Origin of the sequence: Ectobacillus polymachus, assembly GCF_048159605.1 — a bacterium.
GTDB lineage: Bacteria > Bacillota > Bacilli > Bacillales > Bacillaceae_G > Ectobacillus > Ectobacillus polymachus.
On the sequence record NZ_JBLREB010000005.1, the window covers coordinates 64,615 to 79,415 of the forward strand.

Annotated in this window: 17 protein-coding genes; 8 read left to right on the forward strand and 9 right to left on the reverse strand. The window is 36.8% G+C overall.

From position 1 onward, the window contains the following. Positions 1–109: 109 nt before the first annotated feature. A complete protein-coding gene (locus tag ACM5BR_RS16510) occupies positions 110–1,705 on the forward strand; it encodes a bifunctional metallophosphatase/5'-nucleotidase (protein ID WP_416829128.1) in 1,596 nt (531 codons plus the stop codon). 58 nt (positions 1,706–1,763) lie between these two features. On the opposite strand, the gene ACM5BR_RS16515 is transcribed toward ACM5BR_RS16510, so the two are convergent. Then, positions 1,764–2,624: a YitT family protein gene (locus tag ACM5BR_RS16515; RefSeq protein WP_416829196.1), complete on the reverse strand. Its 861-nt coding sequence runs from the start codon at positions 2,622–2,624 to the stop codon at positions 1,764–1,766. 49 nt (positions 2,625–2,673) lie between these two features. After that, positions 2,674–3,000, reverse strand: coding sequence for a YnfA family protein (locus ACM5BR_RS16520; RefSeq protein ID WP_416829129.1), 327 nt, complete (start codon positions 2,998–3,000; stop codon positions 2,674–2,676). A gap of 271 nt (positions 3,001–3,271) precedes the next feature. Between ACM5BR_RS16520 and ACM5BR_RS16525 the strand changes: the two genes are divergently transcribed. The 5 genes from ACM5BR_RS16525 (at position 3,272) to ACM5BR_RS16545 (ending at position 7,582) form a co-directional block, all read left to right on the forward strand. Continuing rightward, positions 3,272–3,739: a hypothetical protein gene (locus ACM5BR_RS16525; RefSeq protein ID WP_416829130.1), complete on the forward strand. Its 468-nt coding sequence runs from the start codon at positions 3,272–3,274 to the stop codon at positions 3,737–3,739. A gap of 2 nt (positions 3,740–3,741) precedes the next feature. Next, positions 3,742–4,620: an FAD:protein FMN transferase gene (locus tag ACM5BR_RS16530; protein ID WP_416829131.1), complete on the forward strand. Its 879-nt coding sequence runs from the start codon at positions 3,742–3,744 to the stop codon at positions 4,618–4,620. After that, complete coding sequence (locus ACM5BR_RS16535; RefSeq protein ID WP_416829132.1) at positions 4,620–5,144, forward strand: ferric reductase-like transmembrane domain-containing protein; 525 nt, start codon at positions 4,620–4,622, stop codon at positions 5,142–5,144. The genes ACM5BR_RS16530 and ACM5BR_RS16535 overlap by 1 nt, the downstream gene beginning before the upstream one ends. Before the next feature lie 266 nt (positions 5,145–5,410). Then, positions 5,411–6,655: a DUF445 domain-containing protein gene (locus tag ACM5BR_RS16540; RefSeq protein WP_416829133.1), complete on the forward strand. Its 1,245-nt coding sequence runs from the start codon at positions 5,411–5,413 to the stop codon at positions 6,653–6,655. A gap of 273 nt (positions 6,656–6,928) precedes the next feature. Next, on the forward strand, positions 6,929–7,582 hold the full coding sequence (locus ACM5BR_RS16545) for a lysozyme family protein (RefSeq protein ID WP_416829134.1): 654 nt from the start codon (positions 6,929–6,931) through the stop codon (positions 7,580–7,582). Between the two features lie 71 nt (positions 7,583–7,653). Here ACM5BR_RS16545 and tatC read toward each other — a convergent pair whose 3' ends face one another. The 3 genes from tatC to ACM5BR_RS16560 all read right to left on the reverse strand — a co-directional run bounded on the left by tatC (position 7,654) and on the right by ACM5BR_RS16560 (position 9,735). Next, a complete protein-coding gene (gene tatC, locus ACM5BR_RS16550; protein ID WP_416829135.1) occupies positions 7,654–8,394 on the reverse strand; it encodes a twin-arginine translocase subunit TatC in 741 nt (246 codons plus the stop codon). A gap of 133 nt (positions 8,395–8,527) precedes the next feature. Next, complete coding sequence (locus ACM5BR_RS16555; RefSeq protein WP_416829136.1) at positions 8,528–8,896, reverse strand: DUF1634 domain-containing protein; 369 nt, start codon at positions 8,894–8,896, stop codon at positions 8,528–8,530. Continuing rightward, positions 8,893–9,735, reverse strand: a complete 843-nt coding sequence (locus ACM5BR_RS16560) for a sulfite exporter TauE/SafE family protein (protein ID WP_416829137.1) — start codon at positions 9,733–9,735, stop codon at positions 8,893–8,895. Before ACM5BR_RS16560 ends, ACM5BR_RS16555 begins: the two co-directional genes overlap by 4 nt. Before the next feature lie 331 nt (positions 9,736–10,066). On the opposite strand from ACM5BR_RS16560, the gene ACM5BR_RS16565 reads away from it, so the two are divergent. Continuing rightward, positions 10,067–10,834: a DODA-type extradiol aromatic ring-opening family dioxygenase gene (locus ACM5BR_RS16565; RefSeq protein ID WP_416829138.1), complete on the forward strand. Its 768-nt coding sequence runs from the start codon at positions 10,067–10,069 to the stop codon at positions 10,832–10,834. 168 nt (positions 10,835–11,002) lie between these two features. Next, positions 11,003–12,184, forward strand: coding sequence for an MFS transporter (locus tag ACM5BR_RS16570; protein ID WP_416829139.1), 1,182 nt, complete (start codon positions 11,003–11,005; stop codon positions 12,182–12,184). A 27-nt stretch (positions 12,185–12,211) separates the two neighbouring features. On the opposite strand, the gene ACM5BR_RS16575 is transcribed toward ACM5BR_RS16570, so the two are convergent. The 4 genes from ACM5BR_RS16575 to ACM5BR_RS16590 form a co-directional block, all read right to left on the reverse strand. Further along, complete coding sequence (locus ACM5BR_RS16575) at positions 12,212–12,982, reverse strand: DUF4247 domain-containing protein (RefSeq protein WP_416829140.1); 771 nt, start codon at positions 12,980–12,982, stop codon at positions 12,212–12,214. Positions 12,983–12,993: 11 nt separating this feature from the next. Next, the gene (locus ACM5BR_RS16580; RefSeq protein WP_416829141.1) at positions 12,994–13,500 is read right to left on the reverse strand and encodes a DUF4178 domain-containing protein; all 507 of its coding nucleotides are present in this window, start codon (positions 13,498–13,500) and stop codon (positions 12,994–12,996) included. A gap of 21 nt (positions 13,501–13,521) precedes the next feature. Then, positions 13,522–13,926, reverse strand: a complete 405-nt coding sequence (locus ACM5BR_RS16585) for a DUF350 domain-containing protein (RefSeq protein WP_416829142.1) — start codon at positions 13,924–13,926, stop codon at positions 13,522–13,524. 104 nt (positions 13,927–14,030) lie between these two features. After that, positions 14,031–14,696 (reverse strand): PspA/IM30 family protein, encoded by a 666-nt coding sequence (locus ACM5BR_RS16590; RefSeq protein ID WP_416829143.1) that lies wholly within the window; start codon positions 14,694–14,696, stop codon positions 14,031–14,033. Between the last annotated feature and the right edge of the window lie 105 nt (positions 14,697–14,801).

Genomic DNA, 14,801 nt, shown 5'->3' on the forward strand with positions numbered 1-14,801 from the left:
ATTATACAAAAATTACATATTACATTTACAAAATGTATTTCATCCCATTTTATACTATTATTACAGATTACTTATTTCCCTTTTTAACTATCTATAAGGAGGCAACGAAGTGAGCGTGCGTAAGCAAATACAATTGACCATTCTAGAGACAAGCGATATTCATGGTAATATATATCCCATTCAATACGGCAATAACGAACCAGCTGAAGTCGGCATTGCTAAAATCTCCACACTCATTAAACGAGAACGATCACAGAATGAATCCGTTATTGTGATTGACAATGGCGACCTGATTCAAGGTACTCCCCTTATGTATCATTATGCTAAGTCATTGCAACATATGGAAAATCTAATGTCCGTTATTTTAAATTACATTGGTTATGATGCTGCCATCATCGGTAACCACGAGTTTAATTATGGTATGGATATATTGCAGCATGCAGTAACGTCATCGAATTACCCCTATCTATCAGCGAATATACTAGATAAACAGTCTAGTAAACCATTCTTTGGTACACCTTATTTAATTAAAACGATAAATCAGGATATTCGAATTGCGATTCTAGGCGTGACCACCCATTACATTCCAAATTGGGAAAATCCAGAATATATAACGGAACTCTCATTTGAAGATGCTCTTGCCTCCACAAAAAAATGGGTACAATACATCCGTGAGTATGAAAAACCAGATTTACTTATTGTCTCCTATCACGGTGGATTCGAGAGAGACCTGCAAACAGGAAAACCAATTGAGAAGTTAACTGGCGAAAATCAAGGATATGCGATGTGTTACGAAATTGAAGGGATTGATATCCTTCTTACAGGTCATCAGCATCGTTCGATAGCTAGTGAGAAAGTAAATGGAGTGACGGTAATACAACCTAGCTTTAACGGCCATGCACTAGGGAAAGTGAGCGTAACATTCGAACATAATGGTTTCCAATGGAACATTACGCGCAGTGAATCAGAATTACTATCAACGGAGAATATTACGCCGGATGAAGATGTACTGAAGCTTGCTGCCTCGTATGAAGAAATGACACAGCAATGGCTTGATCAGCCTATTGGAAAAATAGAAGGAAATATGATTGTGAAGGATGCGATGCAAGTACGCTTGCAGGATAATGCTCTTATTGAATTTATTAATAAAGTGCAAATGGACGTTGCAAAAGTTTCCATCTCAAACACTGCCCTTTTTCATAATCATGCACCGGGATTCCCTTCAAATATTACGATGCGTGACATTGTATCCAACTATATTTATCCAAATACGTTAAAGGTCATTCGAATTACAGGGCGTGATATTAAGGATGCTCTTGAACAATCTGCAGAATATTTTATGGTAAATAACGATGGAGATATTGTTGTGAATCCCGCTTATATGGAACCAAAGCCACAACATTATAATTATGATATGTGGGAAGGTATTTCGTATATTTTAAACATTTCTAAACCTGTTGGAAAGCGAGTTCAAAAGCTAGACTACGAAGGAAAACCAATTGTACTAGATCAGGAATTTGACGTTGTAATGAACAGCTACCGTGCAGGCGGTGGTGGAAACTTTATGATGTATCAAAATAAACCTGTGATAAAAGAAATTCCGATGGATATGGCAGAGCTGATTGCAAACTACATTATCGAAAATAAAGTCATACAAGCTACAGTAAATCATAATTGGAAAGTTATCGCGGATCCTGCTTACTAAGATGCCCCTCTATACAAATAAAAGGAATGACTGATAACCGTCATTCCTTTTGCTTGTATTAGTGTATACCCTTCTTTTTAAAGCGGCCTCCCCGGACTTCTGAAATATTCGCTACAGCTAAGAAGGCCGATGGGTCTTTTTCTTCAACAATGGACTTAAGCTTTGCTTCTTCGAGCCGTGTGATAACTGCAAAGATGACTTTCTTGTCGTCACCCGTATAAGCACCTTCCCCACTTAAATAGGTAACACCACGACCTAATCGTGCTAAGATGGCCTCGCCAATTTCTTGGTGCTGATCACTAATAATCCATGCAGATTTTGATTCATCCAGCCCTACAATCACAACATCAATCGTACGAAATGCAATGAAATATGCCATTAGTGAGTACATCGCACGGTCCCAGCCAAATACGAATCCTGCACTTCCAAGGATAAATATATTAAAAAACATAATAATTTCTCCTACTGAAAACGGAAGCCTACTATTAATTAATATAGCCGTTATTTCCGTTCCGTCTAAGGAACCGCCATTGCGAATTACTAATCCTACTCCAACCCCTACAATAATTCCACCAAAAACAGTCGCCAATAATATATCTCCCGTTAGCTTTGGTACAGTATGTAATAATACAGTACTAACAGACAAAACAATAATTCCGTATAACGTGGTTATAGCAAATGTTTTACCAATTTGCTTACGTCCAATAAAGAAAAATGGGAGATTGATGACAAAGATAAAAATGCCTAAAGGCAACCCCGTTAGGTGTGAAAGCATAATTGAAATACCCGTAATCCCACCGTCTATTACATTGTTTGGGATTAGAAAAACCTCCAGTCCAACTGCCATCAATAAAGCACCTAGCGTAACAAAAAAGGCTCGTTTTACTATACTACGTATTGATATACCTTTATGATTCATTTTCATCTTTATTTGTTCCTCTATCTTCAAAGATACTCCCCCTTTACTATTAATGCCGCGGTGCCCATAGTATAATGCTCATACCAACAATACAAATACTTGCCCCAATCCAATCATAAAAATCAGGTGACTTACGGTCGACAGCCCATCCCCACAGAAGTGATAAAGCAACAAAAATACCGCCATATGCAGCGTATACCCGTCCAAAAGATGGAAATTGTTGAAAGGTAGGAATAATTCCATATAGGACGAGAACCAAGCCACCTACTACACCATAACTAACACCGTATCCTTCTCGAAGCCAGAGCCAGATAAGATACCCTCCGCCAATTTCAGCAAGTCCTGCAAAAATAAATAAAAGAAAGGACTGAGCCATCTCGGAACACTCCTTTACGATTTTCTTATATGTACCTTTGCATTTAGCAACATACAAGTCGTGTTTGTTCTACTTTCATCGACATATACCATTCCTTATCTTCTTATTATACAAACATCTGCGAAAAGATGGAATGTCAATAAAGCATAGACAAACTACTTGTAATTCGTATGACAAACATAATTTTTTTCATAATTTAAGATTATTTTAAAAATTAACCATTATCATACGATACATAAGAGGACAAAAAAACAAAAAGGAGTTCATTACCATGAACCAAAAGAAATTGATTACTTGGGGTGTTAGAATAAGCAGCGTTTCTCTTGTCGCAGGTATGGTTTCTTATTTAGGATATACAAGTACTACGGCACAAAGTGAAAAGGTCCAAAATCAAACACAGGCAGAAGGACAAACAAGTCCGGCACCTGACACAAATTCCGAACAAACTAATAGCAGTCCTTCTGATTTTAATTCTAGCTCAGATAATAATTCAAATACTGGAAATAGTAACAACACTAGCAATGATAATTCAGTTAGCGGGAATTCTGATAATGGAAATTCTACCAGCTCCAGCTCCAATTCTAATTCAAGTTCGAATGACGGAAGTTCTAGTAGCACGAATTCAGATAGTGGGATCACTTCAAGTTCTTCTCAAGGAAGCAGCGTGCATTCATCTCAAGGATATAGTAGCACTCCTTCAAGAAGCAAGCACTACAGCTCAACAACTGGGGGAAGCTAATCATGAACAAATATTCCTTTCGCGCCATGAGTACATCAGTTGAACTTGGAATTGTTTCCTATTTAGATTCTGAAATTCTACATCAAGTAGAAATTTGGCTTGAGGCCATTGAAAATACATGCAGTCGCTTTCGACCAGACAGCGAGCTTTCTCAATTAAATAAATATATAGGCCAAGAAAGAGAAGTTTCATTTTCCTTATTTGAGATCCTACAAAAAGCAGAAGAATTTTACAACGATACAGATGGAATGTTTAATCCAGGCATTTTAACCTCTTTAGAACAGGAAGGGTATACAAAGTCCATAGAACAGATTAGAGACAAGGAAGTGGAAACACATCCACTCTCATTCCATGAAATCGTTCCACAACCTCCTTTTACTTTAGATGCAGCAAAAGGAACTGTTACTCTTCATACTAGAATTGATTTAGGCGGCATAGCAAAGGGCTGGGCCTTAGATTATATTGCAGCTCTACTAGAACCACATGCAGATGGCTTTATCAATATTGGCGGTGATATACGAATTTTTGGAATGCTGCCACAATCCTTGCACATCGATATTGAAAATCCATTTTCTAAGAATGGTTTCATTTCATCCATCGATATTACAGAAGGAGGACTTGCTACATCAACGTCCGCAAAACGAAAATGGTTAGTGGGCGGGCAGTATCATCACCATCTCATTGATCCTTCAACAGGTCATTGTGCGAAAAGTCCAATTATCTCTGCAACTGTTACCGCACCAACAGCGGTCGAAGCAGATGTATGGGCAAAGGTAGTTCTCTTATTAGGAGAAAAGAAAGGTAAGCAATGGATTCATAGAAAAGGAATACATGCTGTACTTGTGAACCAAGACGGCTCTTTATGGAAGGAGGAAGAATAATGAGTGAATATATTTGGTACTTTATTCGTGCAACAGGAACAGTCGCATACGTATTACTATATTTGGCAACCATTATAGGACTATATACCCAGATTTTAAAACGGAAAAAACGGAAAATGAATTCATGGCTAAACCTCCATGAACCATTATCGAACTGGGCATATATTCTCGTCCTTGCTCATCTTGGATTTCTATTCTTTGATACTTACGTGAAATTTACGTGGAGTGATTTATTAATCCCGTTCTCTACTAGCTATAAGCCGCTTCCAATGGCACTAGGTATTATCTCGCTTTATTTACTAACCATTACAATTTTGACGACAAAAGTGAGAAAAGTAATTGGTATCAAAATTTGGCGTAAACTCCATACCATTACACCGATTATGTACATTCTCGTAACGATTCATTCTGTATTGATCGGAACAGATTTTAAGCTTACAATGATCATGCTAATCAATTTAATTCCGGTTATTACCTTCAGCTGGATCTTTATGAAACGTCACAGTTCAGAAGCAACCGCATAATAAGGGTGATTGCGCTAATCAAAAAAGATTAGCCTTCCCCTTTTTGCGTTGAATGCATTACCTACTCTCTTAATCTCCCGGTACAGTGCTTCTACTACATCTTTCCTATTCAATTTAGGATCTTTCCTTCCACACATGCAATTCTATTCATATGTAACAGTCAAATACGTTATAATAAAGAAAACAAAGTAACATATGGGATTCCATTGGTATCATACAATCGTATCCCATATAGTAAGGTATTTGTAAAGGGTGAAAAACAAAGTATGCGAATTCGAACAAAACAGATAGCAGGCGTTTCCTTAGGGATTATGGGAACCGGCTTTCTTGCAACATTACCATTTCAACAATCTGTAGTCGGAGCAATTGCACAGGGAGGATTTGAAGCAGGACTAGTAGGAGGATTAGCAGACTGGTTTGCAGTTACAGCACTTTTTCGCCATCCACTTGGTATTCCAATTCCACACACTGCCCTTCTACCACGAAATCGGCAGCGAGTAACAAACGGTCTTATTCATATGCTTGAAAATGAATGGCTTACGAAAGAAAGCATTACCAATAAATTACAGAAAATTCATATTGTCGATAAAATAGTAGAAGCAATTGATTTAGAACTGGAAAAGCCTTCATTAAAAAAAGGAATAGCAAAGGTCCTGCAGCAAGCCATACAGCATATTGATGAAAAAAAAGTAGCTGCCTATGCTGCAAAAGAGTTACATTCTTATCTCCGTTCAATTGATACGAACCTTTTGTTACATTCCGCAATTGATACCGTTCTTCTCCATCATTATGAAGAAAACGTACTAGACTTTTTGCTAAATAAAGTACAACACTGGGTGGAAAAGGACGATGCACGCCATAAGCTCGGAAGTGCAGCTATGAAGGCATTGATGAATATTGAACTAGACGGATTTTTACAATTTGCTCTGAAATCATTTATAAATATTGTAGACGAAGACAAACTGGGGCAAATCATTCAAGATTTTGTTCGGAGTGGTATTACAAGCTTACAAAACGATAATAATGAAAATAGAACGAGTGTATTACTATCAATTAGAGATGAGCTTGAAAAAGCAAAAGAAAATGAAGCATTACTAGCTACAATTGATACATGGAAAGATAAACTCCTTTCAAGCTGGGATGGCACAAGCCAACTTACGGACTTATTTTCAAAAATAAAGCATAATATGATACAAGCATTAGATGATAGTAGCGTTGTAGATACTTTTCCATATCTCCTTCGTTTATGGGACAATCTGAAAAACAATGCTTCCTACCGTACACAAATGGAAAACTGGATTCAAGAACAAGCTGCTCTTCTTATTGAAAAAAACCATTCAAAAATTGGAAAACTTGTTCAAGAAAATTTAGATAAGCTTGATAACGAAACATTAGTATCTATGATGGAGCAAAACGTAGGTAAAGATCTTCAATGGATTCGAGTAAACGGGGCTGTTTGTGGATTTTTAATTGGGATTGGCTTAACAATCTTCAAAGCTTTGCTTCCATGACAAGTAGAACATCTCTCCTCAAAAATGAGGAGGGATGCTTTCTATTACACAATTATATCTTTCTAAAAAATTTGTCGAATAAACTCAATATTTCCTCAACATTTTTCAACATTTTGTAAACTACATGTAATAAGACTTCGCCATGATGTGTGTTACTATTATAACGAACTACATAATCATCATTCATTTGTCAATTTGATTGTAACTATAATTACCAATACATTAGGATGTAATTTCAATATATATATTCGGTAGCAACGGAGGGATTCTAGCATGAAAGTAATAAAGCGGGGATTCATTCCCCTCTTTTTACTGCCTATTGTACTTTTTTTATTAATGATTTGGTTAAATAACAACGTAATGATTTTCCCGTACTTCCAATCGACTGATTCAGCCGGTTCCCCAACGAAAGTACTCGGTTATAAATCCGAAATTCAAAAAGAATTAAATAAATATCAGCTCGGTGATTTTACCAATGTTTTACTAGCCATTATGTACCAAGAAAGTCGTGGAGAGGGCAATGATCCGATGCAAGCATCAGAATCGGCTGGTTTAAAACGAAATGCAATTCTCAATCCCTCAGAAAGTATTGAACAAGGTGTGTCTCATTTTTATCAAATGTATGTGCTTGGTAAAAAAAACAATGTTGACATGGACACAATTATTCAAAGCTACAATATGGGACCCGGTTATATTCACTTTGTAGCTGAAAATGGATTTAAGCATACGGAAGAATTAGCAAAAGCATATTCGAAAATGCAAGTGGAGAAAAATCCAACCATGTATACATGCGGAGGCTTTAAAGGTAATTTTCGCTATCCATATTGCTTCGGAGATTTCACTTACGCATCGAAAGTACAGCAGAAGTTAGCCGTTGTTGAGAAATCAATGCAAACAAACAATGCAAAGATAGCATTTGCTAAATAATTTTTAAACTAACCAAAAAATCCCAGCCATTTATAGCTAGGATTTTTTTTTGTTTATAGAAGTTTGTTTTACTACCCCTCTATGGTTGTCATATAAGCTTGTTCACGCTTTTGTTTACTTCGATATGCAAGAAAGGAAGCAAGTACACTGCTTTCGTACAAAAGAATAAGCGGAACACTTACAGATAAGTGAGAAACAAGTTCTGGCGGAGAAATACAGCATGCTACAATAACTAAAATAAAATATGCATATCTTCTGGCTTTACGTAAATACATTGGTTTAACAAGGCCAATGCTTGTAAGAAACATAAACACAACAGGCATATCAAAGCTTAGAGCAAATGGAATAACAAGATGCATGATAAAACCAAAATATTTTTCCACTGTATACATTTCTCGGAACACATCTCCACCAAGAAACGTAATAAAGGAAAGAATATTAGGCAATACAAAAAAATAACCGATAACTAGACCAATAGCAAATAGTATAAATAATAGAGGTATATACATAAGTGTTGCTCTTCTCTCATATTCACGTAGCGCTGGTTTGACGAAAAGCCAGCACTGAAAGGCCGCAACTGGTATGGTGCATAATATAGCTATTACCGCTGCTAATGTAATATAAAGAGATAAAATGTCTCCTGGTCCAAGAACAACCAGCTTTGTCGTTAAATTTCTCGTAATAAACTGATACAACGGCTTTACCCCTGCAAACCCCAAAATTAAAAATATAACAAAAGAAGTAATCGTAATAATAAGACGTTTCCTAAGTTCTTCAATATGTTCAACATAATGGAATTCTTCAAGATTCATAGGCTATAAACTCCTAACATAGAGTATGATGCTTTCCTTACCTCAGGGTTTTCTTTCCAGTCAACCTTTACCATTTTGACCTTACTGCCTTTAAATAGAGGGAGATTAAATACCTTCCAGTACTACCATACTATCATTTTCCTAGAGCTAGACTAATGATAAGAATAATAAATACGATAGAGGTTATAGCAACGTATATATAATCCTTTTCCTTTAAAAAAACAATAATAGTTACCGCTACACGAAGTACTGGTGTGAGGATAAGCAAGACCAAACCTGTTAACATAATACCATAAGGTTTTAATGACAAACATCCCATAATAATCTCTCGAATTGAAGTAGGATATGTATCGCCTGGATAACCGCTGTGACCTGACAGTAAAAACATAAGCATCCCAGTTATAATCACTGTTCCACTCATGATAACGCCAATTCGAATAAATAAACTAACAACTACTTCTATATCAACTGGTTGTTTTTGTTTTCTCTCTTGCTGCATCATTTCAATCCCACTCCTTGGATCATCATTTGTATTGCAATATACGCAAGAATTGGAATGAATATCTTTCGAATGGTTTTACTTTTCATGAATTGCATCAATCGGGCCCCAATAGTAGAACCTATTAGAACGCCAATCGCAACTGGTGCAGCAATTTTCGGATCAATATCTCCGCGAACAAGATAAACCCCAGCACTTGCTGCTCCGGTAACCCCCATCATAAAATTACTCGTTGCACTTGAAACTTTTAAAGGAAGCTTCATAAATATATCCATTGCCATCACCTTAAAACTTCCACTACCGATACCAAGAAGCCCTGAAATAATACCAGCACCATACATAACCCCAAGACCACCATACACATTATCTACTTGGTAAGAGACGTCTTTACGTAGCACCTTGTCATAGTACTTATTATTTAGCTTAAGCTTTTTCGCTAGCGGATGTGTAGGAACATCTCCTGGCAGTTCACTCTTCGTTTTCTTTATCATAGCAGCTGCGGAGTATAGAAGAAGAAGGCCAAATGTAATATAAAGAAATTTCGGTGAAACAAGACCACCAATAAACGCACCTGAAATTGCACCGACCGTAGTTGCAATCTCTAAGAGCATTCCTATACGAATATTTGTAATTCGATCGCGTATGTAAGCAATGGCCGCTCCACTTGACGTTGCAATAACTGTAATGATACTTGCTCCAATTGCATGATCAATGTCTATTCCAAATAATAACGTTAGAATCGGCGTAACAATAATGCCTCCTCCTAATCCCAGAATAGAACCAAGGATTCCTGCAAAAATAGCCATTCCTAGTATTTGAAGTGCTAGAAGTGTCAAGTACATTCTCCCCTTATCAATTAATGTAATGCAAAACAAATACTTTTTTTAGAGTAGGATGAATTTGATATTTATGATTACATGGGTAAAAAATATACTCTACTCTCTTTGTCATTACGTACATACTATAGTACGTAAATAAAGTCTATTCAAGGTAATTTAATGCCATGAATTACCTTTGTTAAACCTCTAGAAGTTTCACTTTATATTGTATCAATTTTTACAGGAAGATATATTGGAAGAAATACGAATTTTTCACTTGACGGAATATAGTTACTATTGTAAACTTACTTACATAAAGTAATTAACTAATTTACAATTAAGGAGGCTAATTAGGATGATGCCATCTTTATTTTTAGCACACGGATCTCCCATGCTTGCGATAGAACAAACACCTTATACACAGTTTCTAGCTGATCTTGGCGAACAACTTCGTCCAAAGGCAATCATTGTTTTTACAGCTCACTGGGAAAGCAGCGAACTTACTATTTCCTCTTCTGATAATGAATATGATACCATTTATGATTTCGGAGGATTTCCACCAGAATTATATACCATTAAATATCGTGCGAAAGGTTCTTCTGAGGTTGCTGCCGTACTTGCAGAAAAGCTAACACAGAGTGGAATACCTGTTAGAAAAGACATGTCACGTGGTTTAGATCATGGGGCATGGACACTATTACATCGAATATATCCAAAAGCTGATATTCCTGTTGTACAGGTTTCCATTCATCCTTATCTTTCTCCTGCTGAACAATATAAAATCGGAGAAGCGATTCGTGAATTAAGGGAAGAAGATATTCTTATCATCGGTAGCGGCGTAACCGTTCATAACCTACGTATGATCGAATGGGATCAAACAACACCTGAAAAATGGGCTGTTGAATTTGATGATTGGTTAATCGATCATATTCAGAAAAAAGATTTACAGTCCCTTTTCAAATATGCAGAATTAGCACCTAATGCTCGCCTTGCAGTACCACGCCCAGAACACTTTGTACCACTATTTATTGCAATGGGAAGCGGAAATCCGGATCAAGAAGCAAAGATTATTAACCGTACGTATGATCTTGGTACATTAAGCTATTTGTGCTTTGAATTTTAATTTGCCAGAATGAAAGAACGTGCTATCATCGTAGCACGTTCTTTTCCATCATTTCTATCTTATTAGCTTTCAGTGCTTGACTCATTTTCTCTTCCTATGATAAATTTACCTAGGTAAATAACTTACAAAAACAAACATAGGAACTTATCACTTTTAGGAGGACCATCCATGACAAAACCAAAGTTATGGACACCAAATTTCATACGTGTCTCATTTAGTAATTTTTTTCTGTTTTTAGTGTTCTATTGTCTACTCGTTACGTTACCTATATATTCCATTCAAACACTACATAGCTCTGCTTCTTCTGCAGGCTTAATGGTTACCGTATTTTTATTTGCTGCTATCATTATTCGTCCGTTTGCTGGTCAGTGGATTGAACAAATAGGTAGGCGAGCATTTTTTACTATTTCATTAGCAATCTTCTTTATTGCCTCACTTTTGTATTATATTCCACATGGGATTATAGGCATATTAGTTCTACGTTTCTTTCATGGAATCGGTTTTGGTATGGCAACAACGGCGACGGGAACTATTGTAGCCGATGTCATTCCAGATTCCAGGAGAGGGGAAGGAATGGGGTATTTTGCAATGTCAACGAACTTAGCAATGGTATTAGGTCCCTTTCTAGGATTAACGATCTATCAAAGCTTTGGCATATTCTACTTATTTACTATAGGTTCGGTATTTGCATTCCTTTCACTTATCATTGGTTATTCAATCAAAGTTGCAAACGATATATCAAAAAAGGATCGTTCCTTACGAAAAGCAGCATTTTCATTTTCGAACCTAGTTGAGGTTTCTGCCATTCGCATTTCACTAGTAGCTTTGTTGTTTGCGCTCGTTTATTCTTCTATCCTCTCCTTTGTATCTGTTTATGCGAAAGAAATAGGTTTAGCAAGTTCGGCAAGCTACTTTTTTGTTGTATATGCAATTGTGCTCGTCCTTTCAAGACCTTTTACCGGAAGATGGTTTGATGAATATGGTGCAAGCAAAGTAATCTACCCTTCCATTCTTTTGTTTGCTATAGGAATGGTTGTTTTAAGTATTGCAAATTCAGCACAATTGTTTCTTCTATCTGCAGCATTAATTGGTTTAGGATGGGGAACAGTGTTTCCCTTTTTTCAAACAATTGCCATTCAAAAGGCTGCCCCTTCTCGAAAAGGCTTAGCCACTGCTACCTTTCTCTCCATATTTGATTTAGGTATAGGGACTGGATCGATTGTCGTTGGATTTGCCGCTGGTATTGGATTTCGCTCTCTTTATTTTTATAGTACGTTTATTATTTTACTTGCCATGCTTAGCTATTATCTCGTCTCAACTTATTCATCAACAGAAAAACAGGAGCGATGATTGTCTCAATCATCGCTCCTGTTTTAATTATTTACGTTTTGTTATCGTTCCTGAGCTTCCAACCTTCGTCTTTGGAGGTGAATTACTCTTAGGGGGCGTAATGCTGGATTGCTTTGGTCCTACATTACTAGATGGTGTATCCGATTTAATTACCTTCCCCTGGTTTCCATCCGTTGACGGTGTGCTCTTATTCGTAATAGTACCTTGGGATCCTGCTGATGTACCGGCCCCTCCAGAATCACTTCGTTTAATAATATTCCCTACCCCTTGCTTGGTTAGAGGAGGAAGTGTTTTCTTTTCGTCTGCCGTTGGTGTGTGATAATCAATACGCGGCTTATAGGTATTTCGATTCGTATACCCGCGATAGTCACCATAATTCGAACCGTTTTGGAAAAATACACGATCTAATACACTCGCTAACAAATACCCTTCTAAAAAGGAAGGACTATAATTATTTCGAACAAACTCTTTATTGCTAACTTCGATTAAAGTATCAGTCGGTTTATCTTTATCCTTTTGAATATTGTATAATTCATCAGGGTAGACAAGAAACATTTGATTTTCGTCTACTTTTGAGCTTTGTTCAGGTTTTTTCTGATCACTAAGCTGGCTAGCCACCTCAGGGACAGTCTTATTTTCGGCACGATAAACAAATGATTGCTGGTTTCCGTTATTTACGGCTGAATCGAGAGGATAGAGTGAACTAACCGATTGCTGGTTCGCACAGCCAAACAATAACGAAGAAACAAGTACAACTGCAATGGCTGCTTTCAAACTAGTAACGAACCGCTTTAGCATAATCGTCCCTCCTACGTTCCTCGTATAATTTGTACATCAGCAGTCAGGATAGATTCTCCTTCATACATCATCATACGTCCATCCTGCCATTCAAGCCGCAATAACTTGTGATTGTCAGATTGAAATTCCCAAATATATTGTTCACCGGAGGATGAAAATGGAGTTTTTCCTTGATTCATTACTTGAGCACTAAATTGCTCCTCCATATGATACGCTACATCATCCATATTGATTGTTGTCGGTACCTCTTGAATAGAATCGAGACGTCCATCAATCGGTGTATATAATTCATAATACAGTTTTTCTCTGCTTTCTACTTTTAGATATCTTATTGTATTGCCATCTTGTAAAGTTAAAAAGATTTCATTTCGATCTCTCAAACTCGTTTTACCAATAATCTCGTAGGTAATTAACGATACTTCCAAAATGTCTCCGGGTACTAATGTTAATACGCTCTTTTCCTGCTTTGGAGGCTCGGGCTTCTTCATAATATTTTTAATACGATTAAATATACTCACAAGTCTACTCTCCCTCTAGTTTTATAGACAAGCAGCTAAAATAAGCGCTCCCACTATATGCAAGGAACCGCTTACGAGAGCAAATGCAACCTTACCTTGCAATGTTCCCTCATCTAAATCAAAATTTGCCATACGATGTAATATCATTTGCACGACAAATTGGAGAATGACTAATATTATAAAGGAAACAATGGAGGCGAGTAATGCTTGCCATAAATCATTGGATTTTAAAATCGATTGTGACAAAATATAACCTTGAGCAAACAATTTCATAACAAAGCGTGTTGCAACCGCGGTATTTCCCTTTTTCATCTCTGCTAAGTCATTGTATTTGGTAAATAAAGAATCTATCCACATAAGTATGAAAAGGGTTACCGTTCCCGCAATCGTCCAAACGAGCATTGCCACAACGTTCATCCACGTCATTGCCTGTTCTCTCCTCACATGTAAGTTTCTATATATTACCTAAGCATGTTTCTTAAAATGCAAACATGCTTAGGTGACAATATAAAACTATGCTTACCTACTTCTTATTGTTCATATTTCTTCATTAACTTTGCTAACTCGTCTTCGACTTCTTTATCTTTACCCATGTTTGCAAACTCTTCATCAAGGGATTTTTCTTTTTGATACACTTCCCCGCTTGCTTCTGCCTCTGCTTCCAATTGAAGTGCCTTATCTTCCATTCTCTTTAATCCTGCTAATGCAGTACTAGAATCAAAACCAGACATTGCCTGGTTAATATTCTTTTGGGCTTTCGCAGCATTTACTCTTGCTACGAGTGTTTCACGTTTATTTTTTAGTTCTGTCACTTGCTTACGCATTTCTTCCAGCTTTGTTCGAAGATTTTCAGCTGCTACCTTATTTTGCTCGTAACTTGCCTTGTACTCGTCACGTTTTTGTTCTGCATTCTTCTTCTCTTCCAGCGCTCTGCGTGCAAGATCAATATTTTTCGCCTGTACAGCTAAATTAGCTTGTTCATCACGTTTATTTACTAATGCTTCTTGTTCTTCGTAAAGTAATTTGAATTTCTTCTCAAGGGCAATTTGTGCTGCAACACTTTTCTCAGCTTCTGCTAAATCCTCTTGCATATCACGTAAATATTGATCTGTCATCTTAATTGGATCTTCGGCTTTTTCAATAAGAGCATATACATTTGACATTGTTAAATCACGTAATCTTTTGAAGATTGACATGGATAACTTCCTCCAATCGTTTTTTAAAGATGTAAGTTTCCTACCCTCATAGTAACATATTCTATACAACTGTTAAAATTTAATAATGAAAACAAAAATCTTCCA

Coding starts and splice junctions, on each gene's coding strand:
- ACM5BR_RS16565 (WP_416829138.1), top strand. CDS start 10,067: ATGATGCCATCTTTATTTTTAGCACACGGATCTCCCATGCTTGCGATA.
- ACM5BR_RS16515 (WP_416829196.1), bottom strand. CDS start 2,624: ATGAATCATAAAGGTATATCAATACGTAGTATAGTAAAACGAGCCTTT.
- ACM5BR_RS16575 (WP_416829140.1), bottom strand. CDS start 12,982: ATGCTAAAGCGGTTCGTTACTAGTTTGAAAGCAGCCATTGCAGTTGTA.
- ACM5BR_RS16555 (WP_416829136.1), bottom strand. CDS start 8,896: ATGATGCAGCAAGAGAGAAAACAAAAACAACCAGTTGATATAGAAGTA.
- ACM5BR_RS16545 (WP_416829134.1), top strand. CDS start 6,929: ATGAAAGTAATAAAGCGGGGATTCATTCCCCTCTTTTTACTGCCTATT.
- ACM5BR_RS16590 (WP_416829143.1), bottom strand. CDS start 14,696: ATGTCAATCTTCAAAAGATTACGTGATTTAACAATGTCAAATGTATAT.
- ACM5BR_RS16530 (WP_416829131.1), top strand. CDS start 3,742: ATGAACAAATATTCCTTTCGCGCCATGAGTACATCAGTTGAACTTGGA.
- ACM5BR_RS16560 (WP_416829137.1), bottom strand. CDS start 9,735: ATGTACTTGACACTTCTAGCACTTCAAATACTAGGAATGGCTATTTTT.
- ACM5BR_RS16570 (WP_416829139.1), top strand. CDS start 11,003: ATGACAAAACCAAAGTTATGGACACCAAATTTCATACGTGTCTCATTT.
- ACM5BR_RS16535 (WP_416829132.1), top strand. CDS start 4,620: ATGAGTGAATATATTTGGTACTTTATTCGTGCAACAGGAACAGTCGCA.
- ACM5BR_RS16520 (WP_416829129.1), bottom strand. CDS start 3,000: ATGGCTCAGTCCTTTCTTTTATTTATTTTTGCAGGACTTGCTGAAATT.
- ACM5BR_RS16525 (WP_416829130.1), top strand. CDS start 3,272: ATGAACCAAAAGAAATTGATTACTTGGGGTGTTAGAATAAGCAGCGTT.
- ACM5BR_RS16585 (WP_416829142.1), bottom strand. CDS start 13,926: ATGACGTGGATGAACGTTGTGGCAATGCTCGTTTGGACGATTGCGGGA.
- tatC (WP_416829135.1), bottom strand. CDS start 8,394: ATGAATCTTGAAGAATTCCATTATGTTGAACATATTGAAGAACTTAGG.
- ACM5BR_RS16540 (WP_416829133.1), top strand. CDS start 5,411: ATGCGAATTCGAACAAAACAGATAGCAGGCGTTTCCTTAGGGATTATG.